We start from the raw sequence: 22,755 nt of genomic DNA on the forward strand, positions 1-22,755 counted from the left end.
CCATTCTAAGCCTAACGGTTCAAACAAACCGCAGACTCGCAGATCACCCCGTCAACCGGTAGGTGGCCGCTGAACAGCGCTTACGGTCAAAGCACACCAGGCGATTTGCCTCCCGCGTGCCCGATCTGAGCATCTTCACGATGGGGCTTGTGGAACGTGATCCATTCGGCTGGCGCATTACACCGAAAGGCCGAGCCGTGCTGGCTCACATCGAGAGCCACTCCTTGTCCGAGAGCTCCTCAACACGTCATGCTGATGCTCTGGAGCTTGCTGGCGCTGTTCGCGAACCCTCACCGATGACGCCGAATGTGCCTCGGCGAACAAAAGCAAGATCACGTTTGCGTCGTGATCGGCGCGTTCGAATTGCCCAGCCTGTGTACCCTTAACCCCGGTGTGCAACGATGAGTGTGTCAGGGTCAATCGTGTCGATTGGCCGTGTCTCTGGCATGTCAGGTCTGGCGTTGACTGCTGACGCACCGGACACCATGCTGCCCTACAGGCCGCTAGCGGCGCTACGACGGGCTTGCCGCCAACTTACTTGTCTTCATTCAACTCGACGGTGTCGGCCCAGTCGGCATGTTGCATCGCTTTTGTCGATAGCTTGTTGCGAACAGCCCCTCCGAGCGTCATTAGAGCACGTCGCCTGACCTGCGTTTGTCCGTTTCGTACGGATTTGTGCGTCGATAGCTACATCGTCCGTCAATAGCCCTTGCGCGATCCTTTTCGCGCTTCAGAAAAACGGATCGTAAGGGTAGGTCTTCAATGAGCCTCCTCGGCCGCTCTCGGTTGCATCGCCCGGCCGGGGGTACGCATGCGAAGGCGCGCGTCTGTCTGGTTGCAGGCTGATCGGGGTAGCAGCTCGGCGCTCCCTTGGTTGGCCGTAGTGATGGGCGCGCACTGCTCACAATTCAATTGTGCTTGCTTCTCGAAGGACAGCTTGTCAAATCGCATCCAAGTGCGACCCCTTTTCGCGTCCAAGAATGACCCCTCTGACGGAGCCAAGACCGGCGTCGCGGAGCCCCACGTAGCGGAGGAGAGCCGGTCTTGGCGGGCCGCGAGTGGCGAGCAGGAGGTTATGCGCGGTTCTTGAAGCGCCAGCTGTCGTTGCCAGTCTCGATGATGTCGCAGTGGTGGGTCAGCCGATCGAGCATGGCGGTTGTCATTTTCGCGTCGCCGAACACTTGCGGCCAATCGGCGAAGGCGAGGTTGGTGGTGATCAGCAGCGAGGTGTTTTCGTAGAGTTTGCTGATCAGGTGGAACAACAACTGGCCGCCAGGCTGGCTGAACGGCAGATAGCCGAGCTCGTCGATGACGATGAGATCGTAGCGCAACAGCTTCTCGGACAACCGGCCACTACGACCGGCGGCCTTCTCCTGCTCCAGTTGATTGACGAGGTCGACCAGATTGAAGAAGCGTCCTACGCGGGCGCGAATGACCGCCGAGGCCACGGCGATGCATAGATGGGTTTTGCCAGTGCCGGTGCCGCCGATGAAGATTGCGTTGCGCTTGGCGTCGAGGAAGCCCGCCGGAGGCGAGTTCACGCACCAGTCCTTCATCGACAGGCGTGTCCGCGAAGACGAACTTGTCGATGTCCTTGAGAACCGGGAACTTGGCTCCGCCGATACGATAGCTGATCGAGCGGGCTTGCCGGTGGGTGCGTTCGGCCCGGATCAGGCTGGCGATCAGCGGATAGATCTCATCGCGCCGCGCAAGACCCTTACCGGCAATCTCATCGAAGCTGGCGCGCATGCCGTAAAGCTTGAGTTCGCTCATGGCCTCCAGAATCTCATGGCGTTCCATCAGGCGATCTTCCTTATGCTGTCGTAGCGGCCACAATCGGCCGCGGGTTCGATCTTCAGGCGCAGCGCGTCGGGCGTAATGATGCTGGGCGGCGGCGTGGGCTGCCGTCGGCGTGCCAGCACGGTCAGAATTACATCGCCACTAGCGAGGCCCGCTTCCAGCGCTTCGGCGCAGGCGCTTTCGACCGCGGCGAGCCCGTGATCGAGCACGGCGCCCAACACCTTGACGAACTGTCTGTCCCCGTCGGCGTGTTGCTTCAGTTTGGCGCGGACCTGGGTCAGGGCGGGTGGCAGAGCCCAATCCTTGAACGGCGCGCCGTTGCGCAAGGCACCGGGCTTCTTCATTAGTACCGGCAGATAATGCCAGGGATCGTAGATGATCTGGTCACGCCGGAAGTGGCGCGGATGGTCGGCGACCACCTCGTCGCCCAGCAAGACGACAATCCGTTCGGCATGGGAGCGCACCAGAACCATCCGGCCGGCGGCGCGCGCATCGACGCTGTAGCGATTGTGATCGGCCATGATCAGGCAAGTGGTGCTGGCCCTAACGGCCTTCTCGACGAACCCGTCGAAGGGGCCGCGAAGCTCCATCAGGCTCGCGCGTTCTTCCTGGAACACGTCCCAGATCGGCCGATCCTTGAACTCCGGATGCCTGGTTCGTTTGGCGTAGGCGATGCACTGATCTTCCAGCCACGCATTCAGCTCGGCGAGACTCTTGACCCGAGGCTTCGGCCGGAACATCTGGTCACGCAAGTTGCCAACCTGGTTCTCGACCTGACCTTTCTCCCATCCCGAGGCGGGTGTGCAGGCCACCGGGTCGATCAGATGGTGCGAGCACATTTGCAAAAAACGGCGGTTATACCGGCGCGCCTTGCCAACGAAGATCGCCTCGACCGCCGTCTTCATGTTGTCGTAGATGCCGCGCCGGCAAACCCCGCCATAGAACCGGAACGCCTTGTCATGCGCGTCGAACACCAACTCCTGAGTCTCGCGGAAGTAGACGCGCACAAACGGCATGCGGCTGTGCGACAGCTTCATGTGCGCCGCCTTGACCGTCAGCGGCAAGCCCTGGAGCGTGATCGTCTCGTGGCTCCAGTCAAACTGGTAGGCTTCCCCAGGCGCAAAGCTCATCGGCACATAGGCATGAGCCGGGACCCGGGCGCGTTCGTCGCGCCAGGACTTGACGAAGCGATGCACGCTGTCGTGCGCGCCGTCATATCCGCGCCCACGTAATTCCTCAAACAGCCGCTGCGTCGAGCGGCGTTCCCGCTTCGGCAGATTAGCTTCGGTTCCAAGGATCTCCGTCAGAGCCTCGACCCAGTCGCCAAGCTTAGGCGTCGGCTGAACGCCCCGCGCGTATTTGAACTCGGTCTTGTGGCCCCGAATGACCTTGCGCACCGTCGCGCGCGATACCAAAAGCGTGCGCACTATCTCCTTGATGGAGCGGTCCTGCTCGAAATAGGCGCGCCGTATCTCGCCGATCTTGTCCACGCCAATCATCCCCATCAGCCCTTCCCGGCCGACTGAGGCCAAAGGGAAGGACGCTGACACACAACGTCAAAGGGGGGTCTTTATTGGACGCGAAAACCGCCCCTCAGGGGGGCATTATTGCAAGCGAATTTACAGACAGCTGGAGCACGCCGCCTGCCGGGCGACAAACATCACCGATCTGGAGCATTTCCGCGGCAGGCGGGAGTTCACCGCTGGTGGAGGTATAGTGAGTTAGATCTGCGGGGAACATCAGTCTCAGATCTCGGTATGAGATCGGCATCGGCAAACAGTCCGGGCAATCTGAGCGAGCATGATGCGCACTGGCCGCCTCTCGTCGACGCAACTTGGGTGCAGCAAATGATGCCGACAAGCTTGTTCGGTTCGATACTCTTCGTGCGATCCCGCTGCATTGCGCGAACGCAGATGCTTAGCAGATTGAGGACATGATCGATTCAAAAGGGCGCAGGATCCTTGGATAATTCGAGTGAAGGTAGCTGGAGCAAAGTGCATGGAAGAACGCATGCTATGTTTTTAGAGTTGAGAGCAGTTCAGGCGGCAGAGAGTACGAGGTCATGCAGTTCGAGAGGACGACAAAGTGCGCATGAGTTGTGAGTGGGAGGCTGGGCAGAGCGGGATGCATTGCAAGCACCGCATCAATCTTCTTGTAGGGACAAGCGCCGAAGGGCTCGGCAATGTCTTGCCGTGTGAACGGGACATGAAGGCGACCCTTGCCGACGAGGTCGACGCGCTCGAGCCGCGCGGCAGCGCCTCTCGCGAACCAAGGTTTTCGATCCGCTGCCGATAAATGGCAGAGCTGGACAGATCCAATGAGGCTGCTCCGAAGTCGGCGGTTCGTTCGTTGCCTGATGCAGGAGAAACCCTCAAGATGCCGACGCGAGTAACGCTATTCCTCAGATCAGCTGCCTGGGTGACCGTCGTGGCCGCAGTCGTGCTCTATTTGATCTTCAGTCCTGCGTGAGCTAGATTCTCAACGGACGATTTGTATCGATGCCAGGCGGATCGCCAGCGGCGAGAAAATTCTGCTGGGCTCGCTGGTGCGGAGGCCGAGCTCAAATCCCAGCGCGATCTTCCGCTCGAGCCAACTCTGTGAGCCAGGACGAACTAACGAGACATCCAGGTTGTCGGCCGGGCCAAGAATCTCTCTTGGTGCTGGCCGCGTGTCGCCAGAATAAGTACAAGGATTACAACGAGAATTAAGAGCCCGCGCATACCTGAGCTATCCGAAGCTGTACTAGAATTGTTGACGATATCCAGGGCACTTGCTGCGGCGGATGAATGAGCGAATGTCGTCCGAGGTCGCTGTTGAGCCAGTAAGGACGAGGCCGCCGCGCATGGCGGCCGCCATCCATTAGCTCAGCAGATCGACTCTGCCCGTATCAAGCCTGTAAAGGCCCCCGACAACCATCAGTCTGTTCTGCTCAACTGCCCGGTTTAGAACCGGTCCCGCCAATCTGAGTTTATTGACGTTATCGATTACATTTTGCCGGGTCGCATTGGCGAACGTGTCGCCGCCTTGCTGTCGAGATTCCTTAACCGCAGGTGCAAGTGCGGCGACGAGCGATGGAATATGTCCCAGCGGCGGCTTGTCGTCGTTGAGCGCCTTGATCGTGGCGTCTACTGCGCCGCAATGATCGTGACCAAGTACCACAATCAATGGCGTGTTCAGCACGGCCACGGCATACTCCATGCTGGCGAGCGTGTCCTCGTTGACGAAATTTCCGGCGAGTCGGCAGACGAACAGATCACCAAGTCCGCTGTCGAAGGCCAGTTCTGGCGCAATACGAGAATCAGCGCAGCCCAGAACCGCGGCATATGGATTTTGCCCACCGACCAAAACCCGGCGCTCGCGTTTGAAATCGTGGCCTTGGGAAGCGCCCTGGACGTAGCGATCATTACCTTCCATTAGCCGCTTCAGCGCAGCATCTGGAGAGAGCAGATTATCCGGCTTCGGCCGCGGTTTTGATTCCTTCGCCTCGACGATATGGTCGGCAAGCAGCATGCCGACAGCCGACATAGTGAACAGCAACAGAGAACGGCGCGAAGGTTCGATCGAATGGCTCATGCTCGAAGAATCTGCTTGCATGTGTGGTGGCACCCTATCGCGCTGCTTTACGCCATCCCAAGGCGGTCGCTTCCGATTCGCTGCAGAGCCAACGTTCACCTAAGTTCTTCGTCATATCGATTTGTTCGTAACCGTTTTGCCCGGGCAAGTGGTAAATGCGCTCGCCCTTACGGCCCACGGCGGCCTTTATCAGACACTCCTGTGAGGGCGGGTCGGTCAGCAAAGCGGATCCGAGCAGAAGTTCTTGAGCGTCTGAGGGCACCGAGCTTACGCCAATAATGATCGTCGACTGGTTGCGATGGCGCCAATCCCAAGGTGCGATGAACGCCCCGGACCAGATGCCCGCATAGGCATTGCTCGCAACAACCTCATAGATGGCATAGCTTGCTGCGGAGCGTGCCGATAATAGCGCCCATCCCGAGCGTACCATCCACGCGTTCACATCCTCGCCTGCGATGAAGCAGTTGCCAAGCGACCTCCTGTACACATCTACCCCTGTGGTATGGCAATCCCAGGTTCGCCCGTTCGAATGCTTGATGAGCTCATCGCGAGCAGCTATGCCACAAGCCCATTTCTGGCCATGAGCGTCGAGGCAGATCTGATCAGTCTCTGGCGCCTCGATGCCCGAGAGCCGGATTTTGGTCTGCTCGATTTCGATCGTGTTGCCGTCGAGAATGCGGGGAGCGCCGCTTGTCGCCGCGCAAACCGGAGATGCGATGATAGCGAGCAATGCGGCCATCATCATGCGTTGTTTCATATCTGACAACCTTTCGCTCTTGGTCCATGGGCCCAGACACACGTGCAATCGGTCACCGCTACATTCGACCGCTTGATCACACATCTCTGCCATCTGGCCTGTGCATCGTGCGAGGTTTGCTTTGTCGTTCGTGATTCTCACCCTACGTCCTGACGCAACGTGAGGTTCAAGCAATTTCGTCTGGTGTGGGCGTTGCGATATGCTTGCGACCTGGCTTACCCCGTCCAGCCTCGGCCGTAACGGTGATGCTCGGGCGTCAAACGTCTCGTTGGATATTCAACAGCTGATCCAGCCTCTGTTCAGGCCGATCAGATCAGCTGCCAAAATTGCAGCGGGAACGGCGGCTTCCCGCCGTGCGGCATACTATTGATCGCGAATAGCGCCATTGCGGGGTCTGCGACTTAGTCACAATTTGACCAGCGCGTTGGGAGGCCACTGGATAACCTCCAGTTCGAGCGGCGCGCTGCCTGGTTCATTCGAGCGCCGTTATCGATGCGAGCCAAAGGCGCTCGGTTGGGAGTCTGGAAAGCGCCCTGGAGTATTAATGCGATCTGGAGTTCGTTTTTTGGGAGCTACGGCAGTTGCGCTTGTCCCAAGTGGTAAGACGATTCGGCAGAACTTGAGCCGGCGGTGCAGCGGTGCTGGTCCGGAGGGTGCATGGCGAACACGTCGGCGGTAATTGCTGCCGGACATGCTGAAATAATTCCTATAGTCCGTCGATCTACGGCGACGCCGTCGATATCCCTGTGTTCGCGGCGGTTCGCCACACCGGCTACTCATCACGGCAGGTCCGGCGTGTTGTCCTACTTTGTCACGGATGATTTCAGCGTCGGCGTACGCGGTCGCTATTGGCGATGCGGACCAAAAAGGACAGCGACTTGACACGCACAGGCCGTGGTGGCCGGGGAAGCAACGTTTTCGAAGTTCAGCATGAAACCCTGGCGGGCGGTTCTCTCAGGCCTGCTTTGGGTTCAAATAGAAAGGGGAACTGTGGTCAACCTCCAACCTTCAGAGCAGCGACCGTACGACTGACTTGCGCAGTATCGGGGATAGGGGCGCGGAGGCTCAAGACGACTGCGTTATTTCCACCACGCATCATTGCCACCACGCATCGCAATGTGTTTTCAACGAGAAGCCTTAAGCACCATGAGTGAGGCTACCGTGGCGCCGTCCTCTCCCCGCCGGGACGCAAGCTGAGGCGCTCAGCGTTTTCTTCGAACAGGCTTTCGGACGCCAAGCGTTCGCTGAGGAGCGAGCGTGAATCGGGGCGTTCGCAATGCCAGCAGTTATAAGACGGGCCTCCTCGCTCCCCTTGTTAGCTACGGGATCAGACATACTGCTCCAGCTTGAGGTAATCGCTCGTGAGGACAGGTGAGCGGATAGAAGAAGCTGCGTCTTGAAGGAAGGTATTCAGTGTCCGACTAGCGCGAACGCGCCCTTCGAAAGATAGCCGTGCCGGTGCGCGAGTACGGAGAGTTGCTAGTTCGGAACCAACAAGGTCAGCCGCGGCTGCGGCGCAATCTGCGGCGGAGAAGCAACCAGCAGACATGACAGCTTGTGCCAGTCCTAGTGTGGTGAGCCAACCCGCATAGATTAGCACGGCACCGTCTGTCTCATTGAGCCCAGAGAGTTTCTCAATTGCAGCAGCATGGACCGGCGCCGCACCAAGAGACAGAAAAAGATCGGCTATTTCGTCACGTGTGGCTCTAGAGAAGGCAGCGGCCGAGATGTGATAGGAGCGCCTCAGTCGGACCTTCGAAGATGCGGAGAATGCGAGCGTCTCGATAAATTTTAGCTACAGGCGTTCCCTCATCGTAACCACGGCCACCTAACAGTTGTAAGCATTGATCTGCGACGACGCCGCACCACTCCGCCGACAGAACCTTCGTTGCCGACGCAAGGTGGACGTTGGGCGCGCTCTGCGCTGAGACAAGTCGGCAGGATGCAGCTAGCATTGCCTTCACTACTTCCCGCCGGAGTACCATCTGCTCAAATAACTGCTCGATATAGCTGTTCTCGATCATGCGCAGCTTACCCAGTCGACGATGGCTTGCATATGAGGCTGCGACCTGGATAGCGCGCTCAAGGGCTCCAAGACCCATAGCAGCCACACCGATGCGCCCGCGGTTCATACTAGTACCCAGAATCAGAGCTGAGTGATACGGCGGCCTTTGAAACGGCGTTGACGGACCTTTTTCTTGGTCCAGACGAAGGGCTCGGCTCTGTCGTTGTATGCGTTGACGTAGGCATCGATGTGCTCCTGAAGCTGCGTGAGGCTTGTGAAGGAGGTGCCGCTGAGCGACTGCCCCTGCAAGATCGAAAACCATACCTCGACCTGATTGAGCCAAGACGCACTTGTCGGCGTGAAATGAAATTGCACGTTGGGGTGGGCCTTGAGCCAATGCTCGTTCTTCTTGTGGGTGTTGAGGTTGTCGAGGATGACGTGAAGCTTCCGGTTCGGAAAAGCCGCGGTGACGCTGTTCATGAAGTCGAGAAACTCGACGCGGCGTCGGCGTTTTGAATGCGCCGCGATGATCTTTCCGGTGGCGACTTCGAGCGCCGCAAACAATGTTGTGGTGCCATGCCGCTTGTAATCGTGGCTCTGGCCGGTCAAGGCGCGGCCATTGGGCAACTTCAGATAACCCTGCGCTCGCTCCAAAGCCTGGATCGAGGGCTTCTCGTCCACGCACAGCACAATGGCCTTCGCGGGCGGGGCGACATAGAGGCCGACAACATCGGCGGCTTTGGCCGTAAAGTTCGGGTCGTTGCTCTCACACCAGGACTTACGAGCCGCGAGGTCAATCTTGTGGCTGCGCAGGAACCGCCAGACATATTGGACGTCAACATCGCCCAGCGCCCCGGCCAGCAGGGGCCCGGTCCAGCGTGCGAACCCGTCCGGCGGCGGCTTGTCCAGCAGCTTCAGAATCCGCTTGTCGGTGGCCTTCGTATAGATTGGCTGCTTGCCCGGTCGCGGCTTGTCTTGCAGCCCTTCAAGGCCTTGGTCGGCATAGCGATGCCGCCAAAGGCTGACAATCCGCGGCTGGACCCCAACTTCCTTGGCGATCGACCGAGTGCTGCGTCCATCCGCCGCCAACAGAACTATCCGCGCCCGCTTCAAATCCCGCTGCAACGTCACCGGGGTGTCATTCGGCCTGCAATATTGACCCCCTAAGCCGGGGGATCGGCGTCCAAAATTGACCCCCTACAGATTGATCTGTTGCGCTGCCTGCTTTGGAACGAAGCAGGTGGTGGGGGATGCTGATCGTGGAGACAATTGCCCGGATCCGGCGCGAGCACTTCATCAAGGGCAAGACGATCAAGGAGATCGCCCGTGACCTGAAGGTGTCGCGGAACACGGTCCGGAAGGTGCTGAGGTCGGGAGAGACCTCCTTCGAGTACGAGCGGCAGGTGCAGCCGCGGCCAAAGCTGGGACGATGGGCAGTAGAGCTTGACGGATTGCTGGCGGCGAACGCGGCCAAATCGGCTCGTGAACAGCTGACGTTGATCCGGATCTTCGAAGAGCTGCGCGGCCGCGGCTACGACGGCGGTTACGATGCCGTGCGGCGTTACGCCAGGCGGTGGAGCAAAGAACGCGGGCAATCGACCGCGGCGGCTTATGTCCCGCTGAGCTTTGCCCCAGGCGAAGCCTACCAGTTCGACTGGAGCCACGAGGTGGTCTTGCTGAGCGGGACCACGGTGATGGTGAAGGCCGCCCATGTCCGGCTCTGTCACAGCCGCATGCTGTTCGTGCGGGCCTATCCGCGGGAGACGCAGGAGATGGTGTTCGACGCCCACGACCGGGCGTTCGCTCTGTTCAAAGGCACCTGCACCCGCGGCATCTACGACAACATGAAGACCGCCGTAGAGACGATCTTCGTCGGTAAAGGGCGTCTCTACAATCGCCGCTTCCTGCAGATGTGCAGCCACTATCTGGTCGATCCGGTCGCCTGCACGCCGGCGTCGGGCTGGGAGAAGGGGCAGGTCGAGAACCAGGTCGGGCTGGTCCGGGAGCGCTTCTTCACGCCGCGGCTGCGGTTCAAAAACCTCGACGAGTTAAACGCCTGGCTGCTCGACAAATGCATCGCCTACGCCAAGGCTCATCGCCACCCGGAGCTGGTCGATCAGACGATCTGGGAAGTGTTCGAAGCCGAGCGTCCCAAGCTCGTTCCCTATGCCGGCCGCTTCGACGGCTTCCATGCGGTGACGGCATCGGTCTCGAAGACCTGCCTGGTGCGCTTCGACAACAACAAGTACTCGGTCGCAGCCAGCGCAGTCGGACGGCCGGTCGAAGTCCAGGCTTATGCCGACCGCATCGTGATCCGTCAGGATGGACGCATCGTTGCCGAGCACCCGCGATCCTTTGGCCGCGGCGAGACGACCTATGATCCCTGGCACTATGTGCCGGTGCTGGCTCGCAAACCCGGTGCCTTGCGCAACGGCGCTCCCTTCAAAGACTGGGTGCTGCCGGCCGCGATCGAGCGGATCCGGCGCAAGCTTGCCAGCACCGACGATGGCAATCGGCAGATGGTCGACATCCTCACCGCGGTGCTGACTGACGGTCTGTCCGCGGTGGAAGCGGCCTGTGCCGAAGCGCTCGGTCATGGCGTCCATTCCGCCGATGTCGTGCTCAACATCCTGGCCCGTCAACGTGAACCCGCCCCACCGGCCAACATCATGACGCCGGCCGCACTGACGCTCCGTCATGCACCGATCGCCGATTGTGCCCGCTACGACAACCTCCGGAGGACCATCTGATGGAACGAACCCAAATCTTCGACCTCATGGGCGAGCTCAAGCTCTACGGCATGAAGGCTGCCTTCGACGAGATCATGGCAACTGCCGTCAAGCGCCAGCACGAACCTCAGCGCATTGTCGGCGACCTGCTTAACGCCGAGATCAACGAGAAGCAGGCCCGCTCGATCAAATACCAGCTGACCATTGCCAAGCTGCCGCTTGCCAAGGACATCGCCGACTTCCAGTTCGACGGCACGCCGATCAATCAGACTCTCGTCAATGATCTCGCCAGCGGCGGCTTCATCGCCCAGCAACGCAATGTCGTGCTGGTTGGCGGCACCGGCACAGGCAAGACCCACCTGGCCATTGCCATCGCCAGAAGCTGCATCCGATCCGGTGCCCGCGGCCGCTTCTTCAACGTAGTCGACCTCGTCAATCGCCTCGAGACCGAGACCCGCAACGGACGGCAAGGACGGCTCGCCGAGCATCTGACCCGGATGGACTTCATCGTGCTGGATGAACTCGGCTATTTGCCCTTCGCCCAGTCCGGTGGCCAGCTCCTCTTCCACCTCGTCAGCCGGCTCTATGAGCGCGCCTCCGTCATCGTGACGACCAATCTCGCCTTCGGCGAATGGCCGAGCGTGTTCGGCGACGCCAAAATGACCACAGCGCTGCTCGACCGATTGACCCATCACTGCGACATTGTCGAGACCGGCAACGATAGCTGGCGGTTCAAGAGCCGAGACGACGATCACGCCACCCGCGCTCGTCTCGCCTCCGCTATCCCGGCCAGCTCCGACGAGACGAGCGCTACCAGCAAAGCCCGCCGCACGAAGGGGTCAAAATTGGACGCCGATGAGGGGTCAAATTTGCAGGCCGATTGACACCTTTATTCCGGTTCGCGCGCCGTCGCCGTCGCCAACTCGATCTGCTGGCGCGATTGCGGTTTGCGCGACGGAGCGATCCTGTGCAGGGCGGCTGACGGCATCGATGCCCAACGGCGTGACGCTTTCGCTGGAAGGCGGCGACGCGCAGTTGCTGTCGGCGGTGATTGAAGCGCTGGGGCGTTGCGATGTTCCGACTGGCGTCTGATCTTCGGGTCTACCTTCACCGCGAACCGATTGACTTCCGGGCGGGCATCAACAGCCTGGCGATCGTGGTCGAGCAGTCGATGGGGCTGGATCCGTTCCAGCGCGCGGTGTTCGCGTTCTGCAATCGTCGCCGCGACCGGATCAAGCTGCTGATTTATGATCGGTCAGGATTTTGGATGCTGCTGAAGCGGCTGGAGGCCGACAGATTCCACTGGCCCCGAAGTCAGGAGGCGGTGCTGACGCTGACGACGGAGGAGCTGCACTGGCTGCTTGACGGCATCAACATCGCGGCGGTGCGTCGTCATCCGGTGCGGCAATATCAGAGCGTGGGCTGAGCGTGTTCGATGCGGGCGGCGTCATCGGGCTTCGGCATGGCCGTTCTCAGATGACGCGGCCGAAGACATGACGAAGACATGGGAGCCCGGTTGACGCGGCGGCATGACTTCGATTCAAGACTCCGATGAGTCGCAAGCCCACGACGCACGAACTGGAAGCCTTGATCGCGGCGCACGCGGCCGAGATCGCGGCGCTGAAGGCCGAAAACGAGAAACTCGCACAACGCGTGCTGCATCTAGAGGAGCAGTTGCGCCTGGAGCGCCTGCACCGGTATGCGCCGAAGAGCGAAAAGCTCAAGGAGCGCATCTTCAACGAAGCCGAGCAGGCCGCCGCTGAAAGCCGGGACGACGACGATGTCGAGGCGGTCGCCGTGCCGGACACGGGATTGCCGGAGGCTCCAAAGCCGGCGCCGAAGGCACGCGGCCGCAAGCCGCTGCCTGACGATCTGCCGCGCCAACGCGTCGAACACGATCTGGGTGAGGATCAAAAGGACTGTCCGTGCTGCCATAATCGGATGCATCGGATGGGCGAGACCGTCACCGAGCAGTTGCACGTCGAGGTCAAGGCGTCGGTGCTGCAACATGTGCGGTTCAAATATGCCTGCCGTCACTGCGAGCGCACCGCGCTGAACACCCCGATTGTGACCGCGCCGATGCCGGCGCAGCCGCTGCCGGGTAGCGTCGCCACGCCATCGACGCTGGCGCTGGTGCTCGCCAACAAATACGTCGACGGCACGCCGCTGTACCGTGTGGCGGACGCGCTGGGGCGCGCCGACGTCAGCATCAGCCGCGGGACGCTGGGCAACTGGGTGATCCGGGCGAGCGAGTTGCATCTGCATCGGGTCTATGACGCGCTACAGCAAAAGCTCATGTCGCAGCCCCTGGTCCACGGCGACGAAACCTGGGTCCAGGTTCTTAAAGAGGACGGCCGTGATGCGCAGGCCAAATCCTTCATGTGGGCCTATCGCAGCGGCCAGGACTGCGCGCAGCCGGTCGTGCTGTTCGATTACCAGCCCGGTCGCGGCCAGCAACATCCTCAGGCCTTCCTGGCCGGCTATCGCGGCTTGTTGATGAGCGACGGCTATGACGCCTGGCGCACGCTGACAGGCGCGACCCATCTCGGCTGTATGGCGCATGCGCGCAGGAAATTTACCGATGCGCTCAAGGCCAGGACAAAGCCTGGCGGTCCGCCATTGCAGGCGCTCAAGTTCTTCGAGGCGTTGTACGAGGTCGAGAGGGTGGCGCGCCAGACGCCGCCCGACGGCGAAACGCGCGCCGCATACACCTTGCGGCTGCGCCAGCAGCATAGCCTGCCGGTATTGGCCGCCTTCCGGACCTGGCTCGACGACCAGGCGCCGAAGGTGCTACCCGAAAGCTTGACCGGCAAGGCGATCGCCTATGCACGCAACCAATGGGATTATCTGACCCGTTACACCAGTGACGGTCTCGCCCCGATCGATAACAATGTTCTGGAGCGCGACATCAGGCCGTTTTGCACCGGACGAAAAAGTTGGCTGTTCAGCGACACCGTTGCCGGCGCCAAGGCAAGCGCCGTGATCTACAGTTTGGTGCTGACATGCCGGGCATGCGGCGTCGATCCCTATGCATGGCTACGTCACGCGCTCACCGAATTGCCCCAACGCGCGCCAGACGCCGATATCGAAGATCTGTTGCCGTTCAATTGCACCGCTCAAAAAAACCTGCCAGCTGACAACGACAGCGGCTGACCGTCAAACGCTCAGGATCAATCAAGCCGTTCCGATGATCCCGCTGGGCCCCGGCGCCACGCGACGCCGCGGCCAGCCGCGCGCGCAGCCTGTGCAGTAAAATGCGCGCTTACAATCAATCCAACATTCACCGTTCCAAAGACCGCAAACAGCCTTTTGCCGATCGATCCCTTAACGTCAGCCCCATAGAGCACCTCCGCGCGAATTAGGTGCTCAGAAAGGAATCACAAGCGATTCGTTCGATTCAAGATTCTGGCCGATCAGCGGATCAGCCCGTGTGGTCAAAGTTATGGGTAATTGAAAGCAAAGAGACCCGTTTGGCGGAGTGGGTGAGCGATCGGCTATCGGATGTTGAGTTTGGAAGCCGATGTGAGCTTCTATGTCTGCGCCTAGTTCTGGAACTAGAACCTTGCATATGATCGAAGTGGTCGCCGACCGTCTTGAGGGAGCGCCGCGTCAGCTTCGCCGACGCTGGTCGGACGAGTTCAAGGAGCAAGTTGTGACAGAGGCGCTGGAGCCTGGCGCAAGCGTCTCGACGATCGCCCGCCGGATCGTCATTCACCCGTCGCAGTTGTTCGCCTGGCGCCGTGATGCTCGGGCCGAGCGGCATTGTCGCTCGCGGCACTCGGGTTGCGAGGGTGTGGTGGCGTCTGTGACAGGTGCATCGAAATTGCGATGGGCGAGGTAGTCGTGCGCGCCGGCGTCGATGTTGACGAGGCGCACTTGCAGCGGGTGATCCGGGCGGTCCGTTCGGCATGATCCCCTCTCGTGTGAAGGTGTTCCTCGCCAGCCATCCAGTTGACTTCCGCAAGGGTATCGACGGTCTTGTTGTGCTTGTGCGGGGATGCCGGTTCAGATCCGTTCGACGGTGCGCTTTATGTATTCCGGGCCAAAAGAGCCGATAGAATCAAGATCGTATGGTGGGATGGCTCCGGCGTGTGCCTCTAAAACGTCTTGAAAAGGCGACGTTCTGTTGGCCGCAGATCGGGCATCATCGGGTGCAGATGAATCCTGCGCAGTTGATGGCACTGGTGGATTGAATGGACTGGAAGCGGGTCCAGACCGTGGCGGTCAAGCCGCCGGAAACTGTTGGGTATAGCGCTGCGGCGAAGTGAATCAGTGGGCTGAAAAGGCAAGAGAACCGGGGCAAAATGTGCTCTGGTCGGGTCAATGACGCCGCCCGATCACAACCTCCCGAATGACGTAAAGATGCTGAGAGCCATGGTGCTTGCGATGGCCGAGAGGCGGCCCGCGCCGATGCTCTGGAGAGCGAAGTCGCCGATCAGGGCGCGCAACGCCGATGCCGATGCGCGTATCGAGCGGCTGACGCAGATCCTGAAGGTCCTTCGACCGCGCCCGGTTCGGCCGACGAACCGGAAAAGCTCGGCTCTGCGAACGGTGACGATGAACAGCAGACCTTTGTCTTCGAGGAAATCGAGACCGGCATCGCTGCGATCAAGGCCCAGGTCAACGAGGGCCGTGAGCAAGCGGATGGCAAGCGTACCGCGTCGGCGCCAGGGCTTTGCGCCCCATCTGGAACGGATCGAAACGGTCATTGAGCCGGAAGAGCTGGCTGAGCATGCCGTCAAGCAGAAGGTGGTGATCGGCGAGGACGTGTCAGAGCGTCTGGATGTGGTGCCGGTGAAGTTCCGTGTGATCGTTACGCGCCGTCAAGAAGGAGGACGGCGTGATCCAGGCCCGGCCCCGGTCCATATTATTGAAGGAGGCATTCCGACGGAAGCGCTTTTAGCCCAGATCGCCGTCGCCAAATATGCCGATGGCCAACCGCTCTACCGGCAGGAGGCCATCTACGTCCGCGTGAGTAACAGAATGCGCTAAGTGCAGACCGCATGGCTGCTCCGTGACGCTCAGTCTCAAGGAGTTATGCTGGGATCATGATCTGTGGGGCCATTTGCCGAGGCCTTTCGCGCCTTCTCCAATGCGTCATGTTCATCTGGCTCTATGCGATCGAACCAAGAGCCCGGAGGAAATGCCGCAATGCGCTTGGCAAAGAAGGATTGCGGCTCCCAATCTCGTCGCGCCCGCTTCTCGAAGGTGATGACCCCGTTGCGGGTAAAATAGCGCGGCCCTGGAATGTTACAGTTCACCAAAAGCAGGACACGCCACATGTCACCCTTATCGGTCGCATTCTCATTCGGCTTCGGCACGTAATCCACTACAACGGGTTCCATGATATTGCAGCGGCCGCGCCGCAGAAGATTGCCGAGCTTTCCTTGCGCCGTCGTCACGAAGTTGAAGTTGGCCGGATCATGCAGAAAGTGAAGATTAGCGGTCCTTTCGCCATCTGCGATTTCACCGGCGATCAGCGAGAGCGCAAAGGCGCGCCAGCCCAGTTCAATGGGCTTTGCATATGTCGACGCCACTTCAATGCCTCCGTCAGATGCGACCTTCCAGGTGATAACGTACACTTCGTCTGATGCACGCTCGTGGTGCCTTGTCCACGACAGATACACGTATTCAGTTCGGTCAACTCCTTCAGCGACCCCCCACGTTTGAGTGACGAACTGCGCCACCTTCGAGACTTTGGAGGTAATTTGTTCTATGGTCTCGCCGTCCTGCGCTCGCCATGTTGACCTGACCCGTTCGACAAGGGCGTTGTCGTTGGCGCGAACACTGTTGCTCGTCGTGGCCAGCTCGGCGTGGCAGATCAGCGATCGAATGAGCCAGAACCAAAGCACATGTCTTCCAACCGTTTTACGCTTCATAGTTGTCGGCTCGTCTGGCTTTCATCCACACACATCAATTCCGAGGCGGGTAACTTCAACGCGCTATGCGCGATCGCATGAAGTTAGCGGCGACGTGACGGGGGCGCCCGCTGGTGTCCCGCGCGAGCAGGCGTAGTCCCCTTTGTGTCACGCGCCGCTAACTTCGGTGGCTAGCCACAGCCTCAACTTGCAATGCTGGACCTACCCAGGAGGAGAAGCCTGGGCTACCGAGAGCCTGCATTCTTCGTGCCAGCTAATAGGCGGCCGTTTGCACTATAATTGTGTCGCCTTTGTCGACTTTCCGACCTGCGTACGTTGCAATGCGTCCCTTCAGTCCGCCTCGACCTGCAGAATTCATGGCACGCGCTTGATCACGCGCTTAATCTCCGGTGGCGCAGGTGATCGACTTGCGGCGAGGTGTCTCACGACAGTCTAGCCCGTCCTATTCGTGAGAGTGCGTTTTTTTAGTCCGATTGATGTGGCCGCACATCTGCTCTGACGAGGCGCGCGGGATTGCCTTCGGCTTTTCACCGCCTGACGACCGGTACTTTGCAACGCGCTTGAGGTGTAGGTTGGGCGAACGGGGGGCGGACGCCCCGCCGGTCAAGGACCGAGCGGCAGCAGCGCGCTTGGCAAGCCGCGGATCAGGTCGGCTTCGGGACATGCCGCGGCAAACGCAAGGCGAATGCGGCTCGTGGTCTCGACGACACGGGCAGCGAGTTTCAAGAGACGAAGACGCAGCGTCGCGAACTCGGCTGTGGCCAATTCCCGGGCTTTGGGAATCGCGTCGCGCACGGTCAGCATCAGCCAATAAGCGGCGGTGTGGAGAACGAGGCGGACTTGATTGGCGAGCGCCGAACGGCAGCTGGTGCGATCGGAGGCGAGCTGTGTCTTATGCAGCTTGATCAGATTCTCGGCTTGGCCGCGCGCGCAATACAGGCTGTCGTAGATCCACTCGGCCGAGCCGACATCGAGGCTGGTGACGACGAAACGGATGTCGAGGCCGAGCATCGTCGCCTCAATACGGGCGACGGTACGCCGTTCGCGATCCCAGGACTTGGCCTTGTGGCGCGTCTCGGTATAGCCACGCAGAACCGGCAGGTTCTCGATGGCGCGTCGCGTGCGGATGTCGTCGGCGGCCTCGTCGAGTTTTCTGGCGAGCGGCTTGGTGCCGGACAGACCGAAGATGTAGTCGATGCCGTTGGTCTCGCACCACGCCATTGCCTCCGGCCGGGCATAGTGCCCGTCGCCACGGAACGTAATTCGCGTGTTGTGCCACCGCGTCCGGATATGCCGTATCAGGCGGCGCAGGTGGGCCCGCACCTCGACGCCGCCCGGCGTCTTGCCGGGCCGCAGCACGACCGCCACGGGCCGGCTCTTCTCCGTGTCGTAGACGTGGATCGGCAGGAAGCAGCGTTCGTCATAATGAGCGTTGAACAGCGAGAGCTGCTGATGGCCGTGGACGACATCGCAGGTATCATCGATGTCAAGCGTGACGGATGCCGGCTCGCGCGGGTAGCTATCCATCCATGCGTCGACCAAAGTGTAGGTCAGTCGGATCACGTCGCGCAGGCGCGGAGCATTCTCCAGCCGCGACAGCGTCGGTTGGGAACACAGATCGCGACCCGTGTCCGGCAGCCGTCCGCAGGCCAGCTTGAATGCGGGATCGGACCGCAGATGATCGAGGTCGTCGGCGTCCTCGTAGCCGCAGCAGATCGCGAACATGCGCGCGCGGAACATATCGACAAGGCTGTGCACGACCCGCGTCGGATCGCGCCGATCCGGGAACACCCGGGCCAAATTGTCGGCCAAGCCGAGACGCCGCTCGGCCATCGCCAGAAGCATCACGCCCCCGTTCGAGGTCAGCCGACCGCCATCGAAGGCAGCTGTGACTTTCCTGGCGTGAACGGCTGGAAACGAGAAGGGCAGAATCGTATCATCGATCATGGCGGGCGTGGTGTTCGCGGCTGAAGGTGATGGGGTTGGCTTTGCAACCGAATCCTACGCCGCATCAGCGCTTTACACCACGCTCGCCAGCCTCTCAGGCGCCCTCTGACGAATAAGACGGGCTAGAGCAGATTGTCTACCATCGAACCCGTCGTTCGGTTTTGAACGTCGTGGCTCTATCCACACGCGATTGGCGCTCCTTCGCGACTATGCGACAGTCCTGAAGTGCTAGTTGCAGCGCCAGGCAGATGTGCTTGGCACTCAAGGGCCCACAACGATACGAAACCGCCCATCAGCGCCGGGCGTTTAGAACAGACGCCGCCGAAGTGCACGCTTTAAGCAGGCGGGCGAGATGATAGCATTCACTGGCATGCGCGATCGCTCGTGTCGGCCGGCGCATATCGTGCTCTTCAATCGACCGGAAGATGCGGCTTCGACGCAAGTCCTGTCCTCCGCAAGCAGGTAGAGGCGCTGAGCCGTGCTAGCCTCGGCTTGAGCCGATCAATAGTTTCGAGAGAATCTGTCGAGCGGCGTTACTCAAGAGCGGTCTTACCATCAATCCGAACAAGCCGACCGCCGAGACGGCAACAGCAAAGACACCGAGGGCACTCCAAACAGCCATTTTCATTGCGAGCCGGTCTCCTTGGTTTGGTTGATATGCTTGCCTGGGCAGTATCGCCAAAAAGTGTCCGAGTGACGCCTACCAGAAATGGCTGGCATCACAGAAACACCTCGCGCCGCGTATGCTATCTTATTCGGTGGATCGTTGATTGCTTGGAGAAGGCAGCGCAGCGCGCCGTGCTTGATGAACCGGGGCCAGCTTGCATGAAAGCCGTCTGTTCGACCAAGTGGTCCTCGGCGCAAAGGCGGCGTATTCGGATTTGTCGCTGCCCACGCGGAGGGACTTTCGGGATGTCATCCGATGTCCGTGATTGCAGAGCGACTTCTGCATCGAGGATGAACGGTGGGCATGCCGCTAGGCACATTAGCAGATCGCAACATGAATTCGCGAGGTTGACGGAACATCCCTTTTGCCGATAATTGAAGGTGTCGAGGTTCTCCGGTCTCATTAGGCCGGAGCTAAGAGGGAAGCCGGTGTCAATGCCGGCGCTGTCCCCGCAACTGTGAGCGGCGAGCCGCTGTCCAACGAAGTCACTGAAGCCTGACGGTTTCGGGAAGGCCGGACAGCAGCGCTGAGCCGCGAGCCAGGAGACCTGCCCCGACACTATCTTCGTCCACGGGCGGGGTGTCCCGGTGGTGCGCCAAGCAGCGGTCGCTCGCGCGACTTCTTCTGCCTGCGTCCGCCATGGCCTTTGCCCCCCAATATGGGGTTAACGCTATGTCTCTTCTCTCTCTTCCGGTTGCCACACTCGGAACGCCACGCATCGGTCCAAGGCGAGAGCTCAAGGTTGCGCTCGAAAGTTACTGGGCCGGAAAAATCGCCGAACAGCAGTTGCTCGAGGATGCAGCTGGCCTACGTGCCGCAAATTGGGCTCGCCAGAGGTCTCTCGGTATCACCGTGATCCCATCGAACGATTTCTCGCTGTACGACCAGGTGCTCGACACCAGTGTCATGGTTGGTGCCATCCCAGAAGTCTACGAGACGAATGCCGGATCCATTTCGCTCAAGACATACTTCGCCATGGCACGCGGGTCACAATGCGACGGTCAGGATGGGAGTTGCGGTCACCCGTCGCGTGGATATGGCGCACCCGCGCAGGAGATGACCAAATGGTTCGACACCAACTACCATTACATGGTCCCGGAATTTCACCCGGGGCAGACTTTCAGACTATCCTCTCGCAAACCAATCGAGGAGTACGAGGAAGCCAAGGCCCTTGGCTTTCAGACGCGCCCTGTCCTGATCGGGCCGGTTACATTCTTGAAGCTTGGCAAGAGTGCCGATCGTGCGTTCCAGCCACTGTCACTGCTGGATGACCTGATACCGGTCTATATTGAGCTTTTGAAGGAATTGGCCAAACGCGGGGCAAATTGGGTTCAATTCGACGAACCTTGGCTAGTCCTTGATCTGGATGAGAGTTCGCGAAACTCCTTGGTACATGCTTATGGCCGGCTCGCAAAGGAAGGGCCGGCCATCAAGATCATGGTTGCAAGCTATTTCGGTGGCCTCTGCGACAATCTGGACGCTGCCCTGCGCCTGCCTGTTGCCGGGCTTCACGTCGATCTGGTTCGCGCGCCAGAGTTATTGAGCCAGATCATTGCGAGCGGCCGAAGTGACCTCGTCATGTCGCTCGGCGTCATAGACGGTCGGAATGTTTGGCGATCGAATTTGTCGGCGCTCCGCCAGCGACTGGACCCCGCGATTGCGAAGCTTGGTAAGGACCGCGTACAGATCGCCCCATCCTGCTCGCTGCTTCATGTGCCGGTCGATGTTGAACTCGAGACCGGGCTCGCCTCCGACGTCAAGAGCTGGCTTGCTTTCTCGGTTCAGAAGATGCGTGAGCTTGCGACCTTGGCGCGGGCACTCGCAGGCGACCAGAATGTTGCGAAAGCTCTTGCGGAATCGGAGTGTGCCGCAGCCGTCCGCCGGACGTCGCCGAAGATCCGAGATGCCAATGTCGTTGTCCGGCTGAGTGCGATCAACCAGGCCATGCGCCGGCGCGCCAGCCCATTTGCCAGTCGGGCCGAGATCCAACGCAAGCGCTTCGGGCTGCCAGCGTTCCCGACCACGACGATCGGATCGTTTCCTCAGACCTCAGAGGTCCGTAATACCCGGGCGGCGCATGCGCGAGGCGCGATGAGCGACGAGCAATACGACAAGTTCCTCAAGGAAGAGACGGCGCGCGCCGTACGTTGGCAGGAAGACATCGGTCTGGACGTGCTCGTCCATGGCGAGTTTGAGCGCAATGACATGGTGCAGTACTTCGGCGAGCAACTCTCCGGCTTCGCATTTACCAAAAACGGTTGGGTGCAATCCTATGGCTCGCGCTGTGTCCGGCCGCCGATCCTGTTTGGAGATGTCTCGCGGCCGAAGCCGATCACGGTGGACTGGTGCGCTATGCGCAGTCGCTAACCAAAAGGCCGATGAAGGCGATGTTGACCGGACCAGTAACGATCTTGAACTGGTCGTTCGTTCGCGAGGATATTCCCCGAAGCGAAGTCTGCCGTCAGATTGCGCTCGCAATTCGAGATGAAGTCGGCGATCTCGAGAATGCGGGTGCTTCCATGATCCAGATCGATGAGGCTGCACTACGCGAAGGCTTGCCATTGCGTCGTGCGCAGTGGACCGTTTACCTCGAGTGGGCTGGAGATTGCTTCCGCATCTGCTCATCGGGCGTCGCCGAACAAACTCAGATTCATACCCACATGTGTTACTCAGAATTCAACGACATCATCCATGCGATTGCTGCAATGGACGCAGATGTCATCTCGATTGAGACTTCGCGCTCGAAGATGGAACTGCTCGACGCGTTCAGGAACTACAACTATCCGAACCAAATTGGGCCAGGCGTGTACGACATTCATTCCCCACGCGTTCCCGAGACCGGCGAGATGAAGGAGCTCATGGCCTTGGCTCTGAAGCGGCTGCAGCGGTCGCAGCTCTGGGTCAATCCGGACTGTGGCTTGAAGACACGCAAATGGGAGGAGGTTCGCCCGGCACTTGTCAACATGGTCGCTGCGGCCCGCGAACTGCGCGCTGCATCCGCTCCAATAGGCCATTGATCCTTGGTCAGGTCTTTCGTCGAGCTGATCGGCTTAAGGAGATCTCGATAGTCCCGGGAGAGCCTTCGTGAATACAAAAGGCCCGGCCGCGTTTAGCGGCCGGGCGGAAGTCGAGTCTGGGAGGAGCGACGCTGCTAGGCATCGCGGCCACTTCCATCGGCAGAGGGAGCACGGCCGACGGCTCGATCTCGGCGAGGACATTCGCCGAAAATCTAAGTCCCAGTTAAGGCACAGGATGATCGTAACTCAATTATGCCCTGGTATGCGGCCAATATAGCCAAGGATTAGAAAACTACACCAAGGTTGTTGCTGATGAGGACTGTCTCAACGACTCGCTGAGTCGAGCATGGGTGGGCGATGATGTGGAGCGATCGCCGCATG

10 protein-coding genes, 6 pseudogenes and 1 riboswitch are annotated in these 22,755 nt (G+C 60.1%); of the genes and pseudogenes, 8 read left to right on the forward strand and 8 right to left on the reverse strand.

What is annotated here, in order from left to right:
• Positions 1–1,073: 1,073 nt before the first annotated feature.
• The 6 genes and pseudogenes from istB (HAP54_RS00475) to HAP54_RS00495 form a co-directional block, all read right to left on the reverse strand.
• Positions 1,074–1,800: pseudogene (istB, locus tag HAP54_RS00475) on the reverse strand (IS21-like element helper ATPase IstB).
• The gene (gene istA / locus HAP54_RS00480) at positions 1,800–3,299 is read right to left on the reverse strand and encodes an IS21 family transposase (protein ID WP_029085220.1); all 1,500 of its coding nucleotides are present in this window, start codon (positions 3,297–3,299) and stop codon (positions 1,800–1,802) included. Before istA (HAP54_RS00480) ends, istB (HAP54_RS00475) begins: the two are co-directional and overlap by 1 nt.
• A gap of 1,360 nt (positions 3,300–4,659) precedes the next feature.
• Complete coding sequence (locus HAP54_RS00485; protein ID WP_224496927.1) at positions 4,660–5,373, reverse strand: carbonic anhydrase; 714 nt, start codon at positions 5,371–5,373, stop codon at positions 4,660–4,662.
• A gap of 34 nt (positions 5,374–5,407) precedes the next feature.
• A complete protein-coding gene (locus tag HAP54_RS00490; RefSeq protein WP_248114290.1) occupies positions 5,408–6,118 on the reverse strand; it encodes a thermonuclease family protein in 711 nt (236 codons plus the stop codon).
• A 1,718-nt stretch (positions 6,119–7,836) separates the two neighbouring features.
• Entirely contained in the window at positions 7,837–8,262 is a 426-nt protein-coding gene (locus tag HAP54_RS52335; RefSeq protein ID WP_166298514.1) for an acyl-CoA dehydrogenase family protein, read from the reverse strand.
• A gap of 14 nt (positions 8,263–8,276) precedes the next feature.
• Positions 8,277–9,272, reverse strand: a pseudogene (locus HAP54_RS00495) (IS630 family transposase); the annotation flags it as partial.
• A 113-nt stretch (positions 9,273–9,385) separates the two neighbouring features.
• Here HAP54_RS00495 and istA (HAP54_RS00500) point away from each other — a divergent pair.
• The 7 genes and pseudogenes from istA (HAP54_RS00500) to HAP54_RS00525 form a co-directional block, all read left to right on the forward strand.
• Positions 9,386–10,876, forward strand: a pseudogene (gene istA, locus HAP54_RS00500) (IS21 family transposase); the annotation flags it as partial.
• An 8-nt stretch (positions 10,877–10,884) separates the two neighbouring features.
• Entirely contained in the window at positions 10,885–11,748 is an 864-nt protein-coding gene (istB, locus tag HAP54_RS00505) for an IS21-like element helper ATPase IstB (protein WP_166294386.1), read from the forward strand.
• Positions 11,749–11,936: 188 nt separating this feature from the next.
• A complete protein-coding gene (gene tnpB, locus HAP54_RS00510; protein ID WP_166205730.1) occupies positions 11,937–12,290 on the forward strand; it encodes an IS66 family insertion sequence element accessory protein TnpB in 354 nt (117 codons plus the stop codon).
• Positions 12,291–12,415: 125 nt separating this feature from the next.
• On the forward strand, positions 12,416–14,017 hold the full coding sequence (tnpC, locus tag HAP54_RS00515; RefSeq protein ID WP_166205729.1) for an IS66 family transposase: 1,602 nt from the start codon (positions 12,416–12,418) through the stop codon (positions 14,015–14,017).
• 415 nt (positions 14,018–14,432) lie between these two features.
• Positions 14,433–14,606: pseudogene (locus HAP54_RS52340) on the forward strand (transposase); the annotation flags it as partial.
• A gap of 245 nt (positions 14,607–14,851) precedes the next feature.
• Positions 14,852–14,965: an IS66 family insertion sequence element accessory protein TnpB gene (gene tnpB, locus HAP54_RS52345; RefSeq protein WP_166298515.1), complete on the forward strand. Its 114-nt coding sequence runs from the start codon at positions 14,852–14,854 to the stop codon at positions 14,963–14,965.
• 222 nt (positions 14,966–15,187) lie between these two features.
• Positions 15,188–15,835, forward strand: a pseudogene (locus tag HAP54_RS00525) (IS66 family transposase); the annotation flags it as partial.
• Between the two features lie 56 nt (positions 15,836–15,891).
• Here HAP54_RS00525 and HAP54_RS00530 read toward each other — a convergent pair.
• On the reverse strand, positions 15,892–16,743 hold the full coding sequence (locus HAP54_RS00530) for a nodulate formation efficiency C protein (protein WP_166214486.1): 852 nt from the start codon (positions 16,741–16,743) through the stop codon (positions 15,892–15,894).
• 603 nt (positions 16,744–17,346) lie between these two features.
• Positions 17,347–18,690, reverse strand: a complete 1,344-nt coding sequence (locus HAP54_RS00535) for an IS1380 family transposase (RefSeq protein WP_166298516.1) — start codon at positions 18,688–18,690, stop codon at positions 17,347–17,349.
• Between the two features lie 1,036 nt (positions 18,691–19,726).
• Positions 19,727–19,926: riboswitch (cobalamin riboswitch) on the forward strand.
• Between the two features lie 103 nt (positions 19,927–20,029).
• On the opposite strand from HAP54_RS00535, the pseudogene metE reads away from it, so the two are divergent.
• Positions 20,030–22,374 (forward strand): annotated as a pseudogene (gene metE, locus HAP54_RS00540) (5-methyltetrahydropteroyltriglutamate--homocysteine S-methyltransferase).
• Positions 22,375–22,755: the final 381 nt, after the last annotated feature.

Source organism: Bradyrhizobium sp. 2S1, assembly GCF_011516625.5.
Classification (GTDB): Bacteria; Pseudomonadota; Alphaproteobacteria; order Rhizobiales; family Xanthobacteraceae; genus Bradyrhizobium; species Bradyrhizobium septentrionale.

Coding starts and splice junctions, on each gene's coding strand:
- HAP54_RS00490 (WP_248114290.1), bottom strand. CDS start 6,118: ATGATGATGGCCGCATTGCTCGCTATCATCGCATCTCCGGTTTGCGCG.
- HAP54_RS00535 (WP_166298516.1), bottom strand. CDS start 18,690: ATGATCGATGATACGATTCTGCCCTTCTCGTTTCCAGCCGTTCACGCC.
- HAP54_RS52335 (WP_166298514.1), bottom strand. CDS start 8,262: ATGAACCGCGGGCGCATCGGTGTGGCTGCTATGGGTCTTGGAGCCCTT.
- HAP54_RS00485 (WP_224496927.1), bottom strand. CDS start 5,373: ATGAGCCATTCGATCGAACCTTCGCGCCGTTCTCTGTTGCTGTTCACT.
- istB (WP_166294386.1), top strand. CDS start 10,885: ATGGAACGAACCCAAATCTTCGACCTCATGGGCGAGCTCAAGCTCTAC.
- tnpC (WP_166205729.1), top strand. CDS start 12,416: ATGAGTCGCAAGCCCACGACGCACGAACTGGAAGCCTTGATCGCGGCG.
- tnpB (WP_166205730.1), top strand. CDS start 11,937: ATGTTCCGACTGGCGTCTGATCTTCGGGTCTACCTTCACCGCGAACCG.
- istA (WP_029085220.1), bottom strand. CDS start 3,299: ATGATTGGCGTGGACAAGATCGGCGAGATACGGCGCGCCTATTTCGAG.
- HAP54_RS00530 (WP_166214486.1), bottom strand. CDS start 16,743: ATGAAGCGTAAAACGGTTGGAAGACATGTGCTTTGGTTCTGGCTCATT.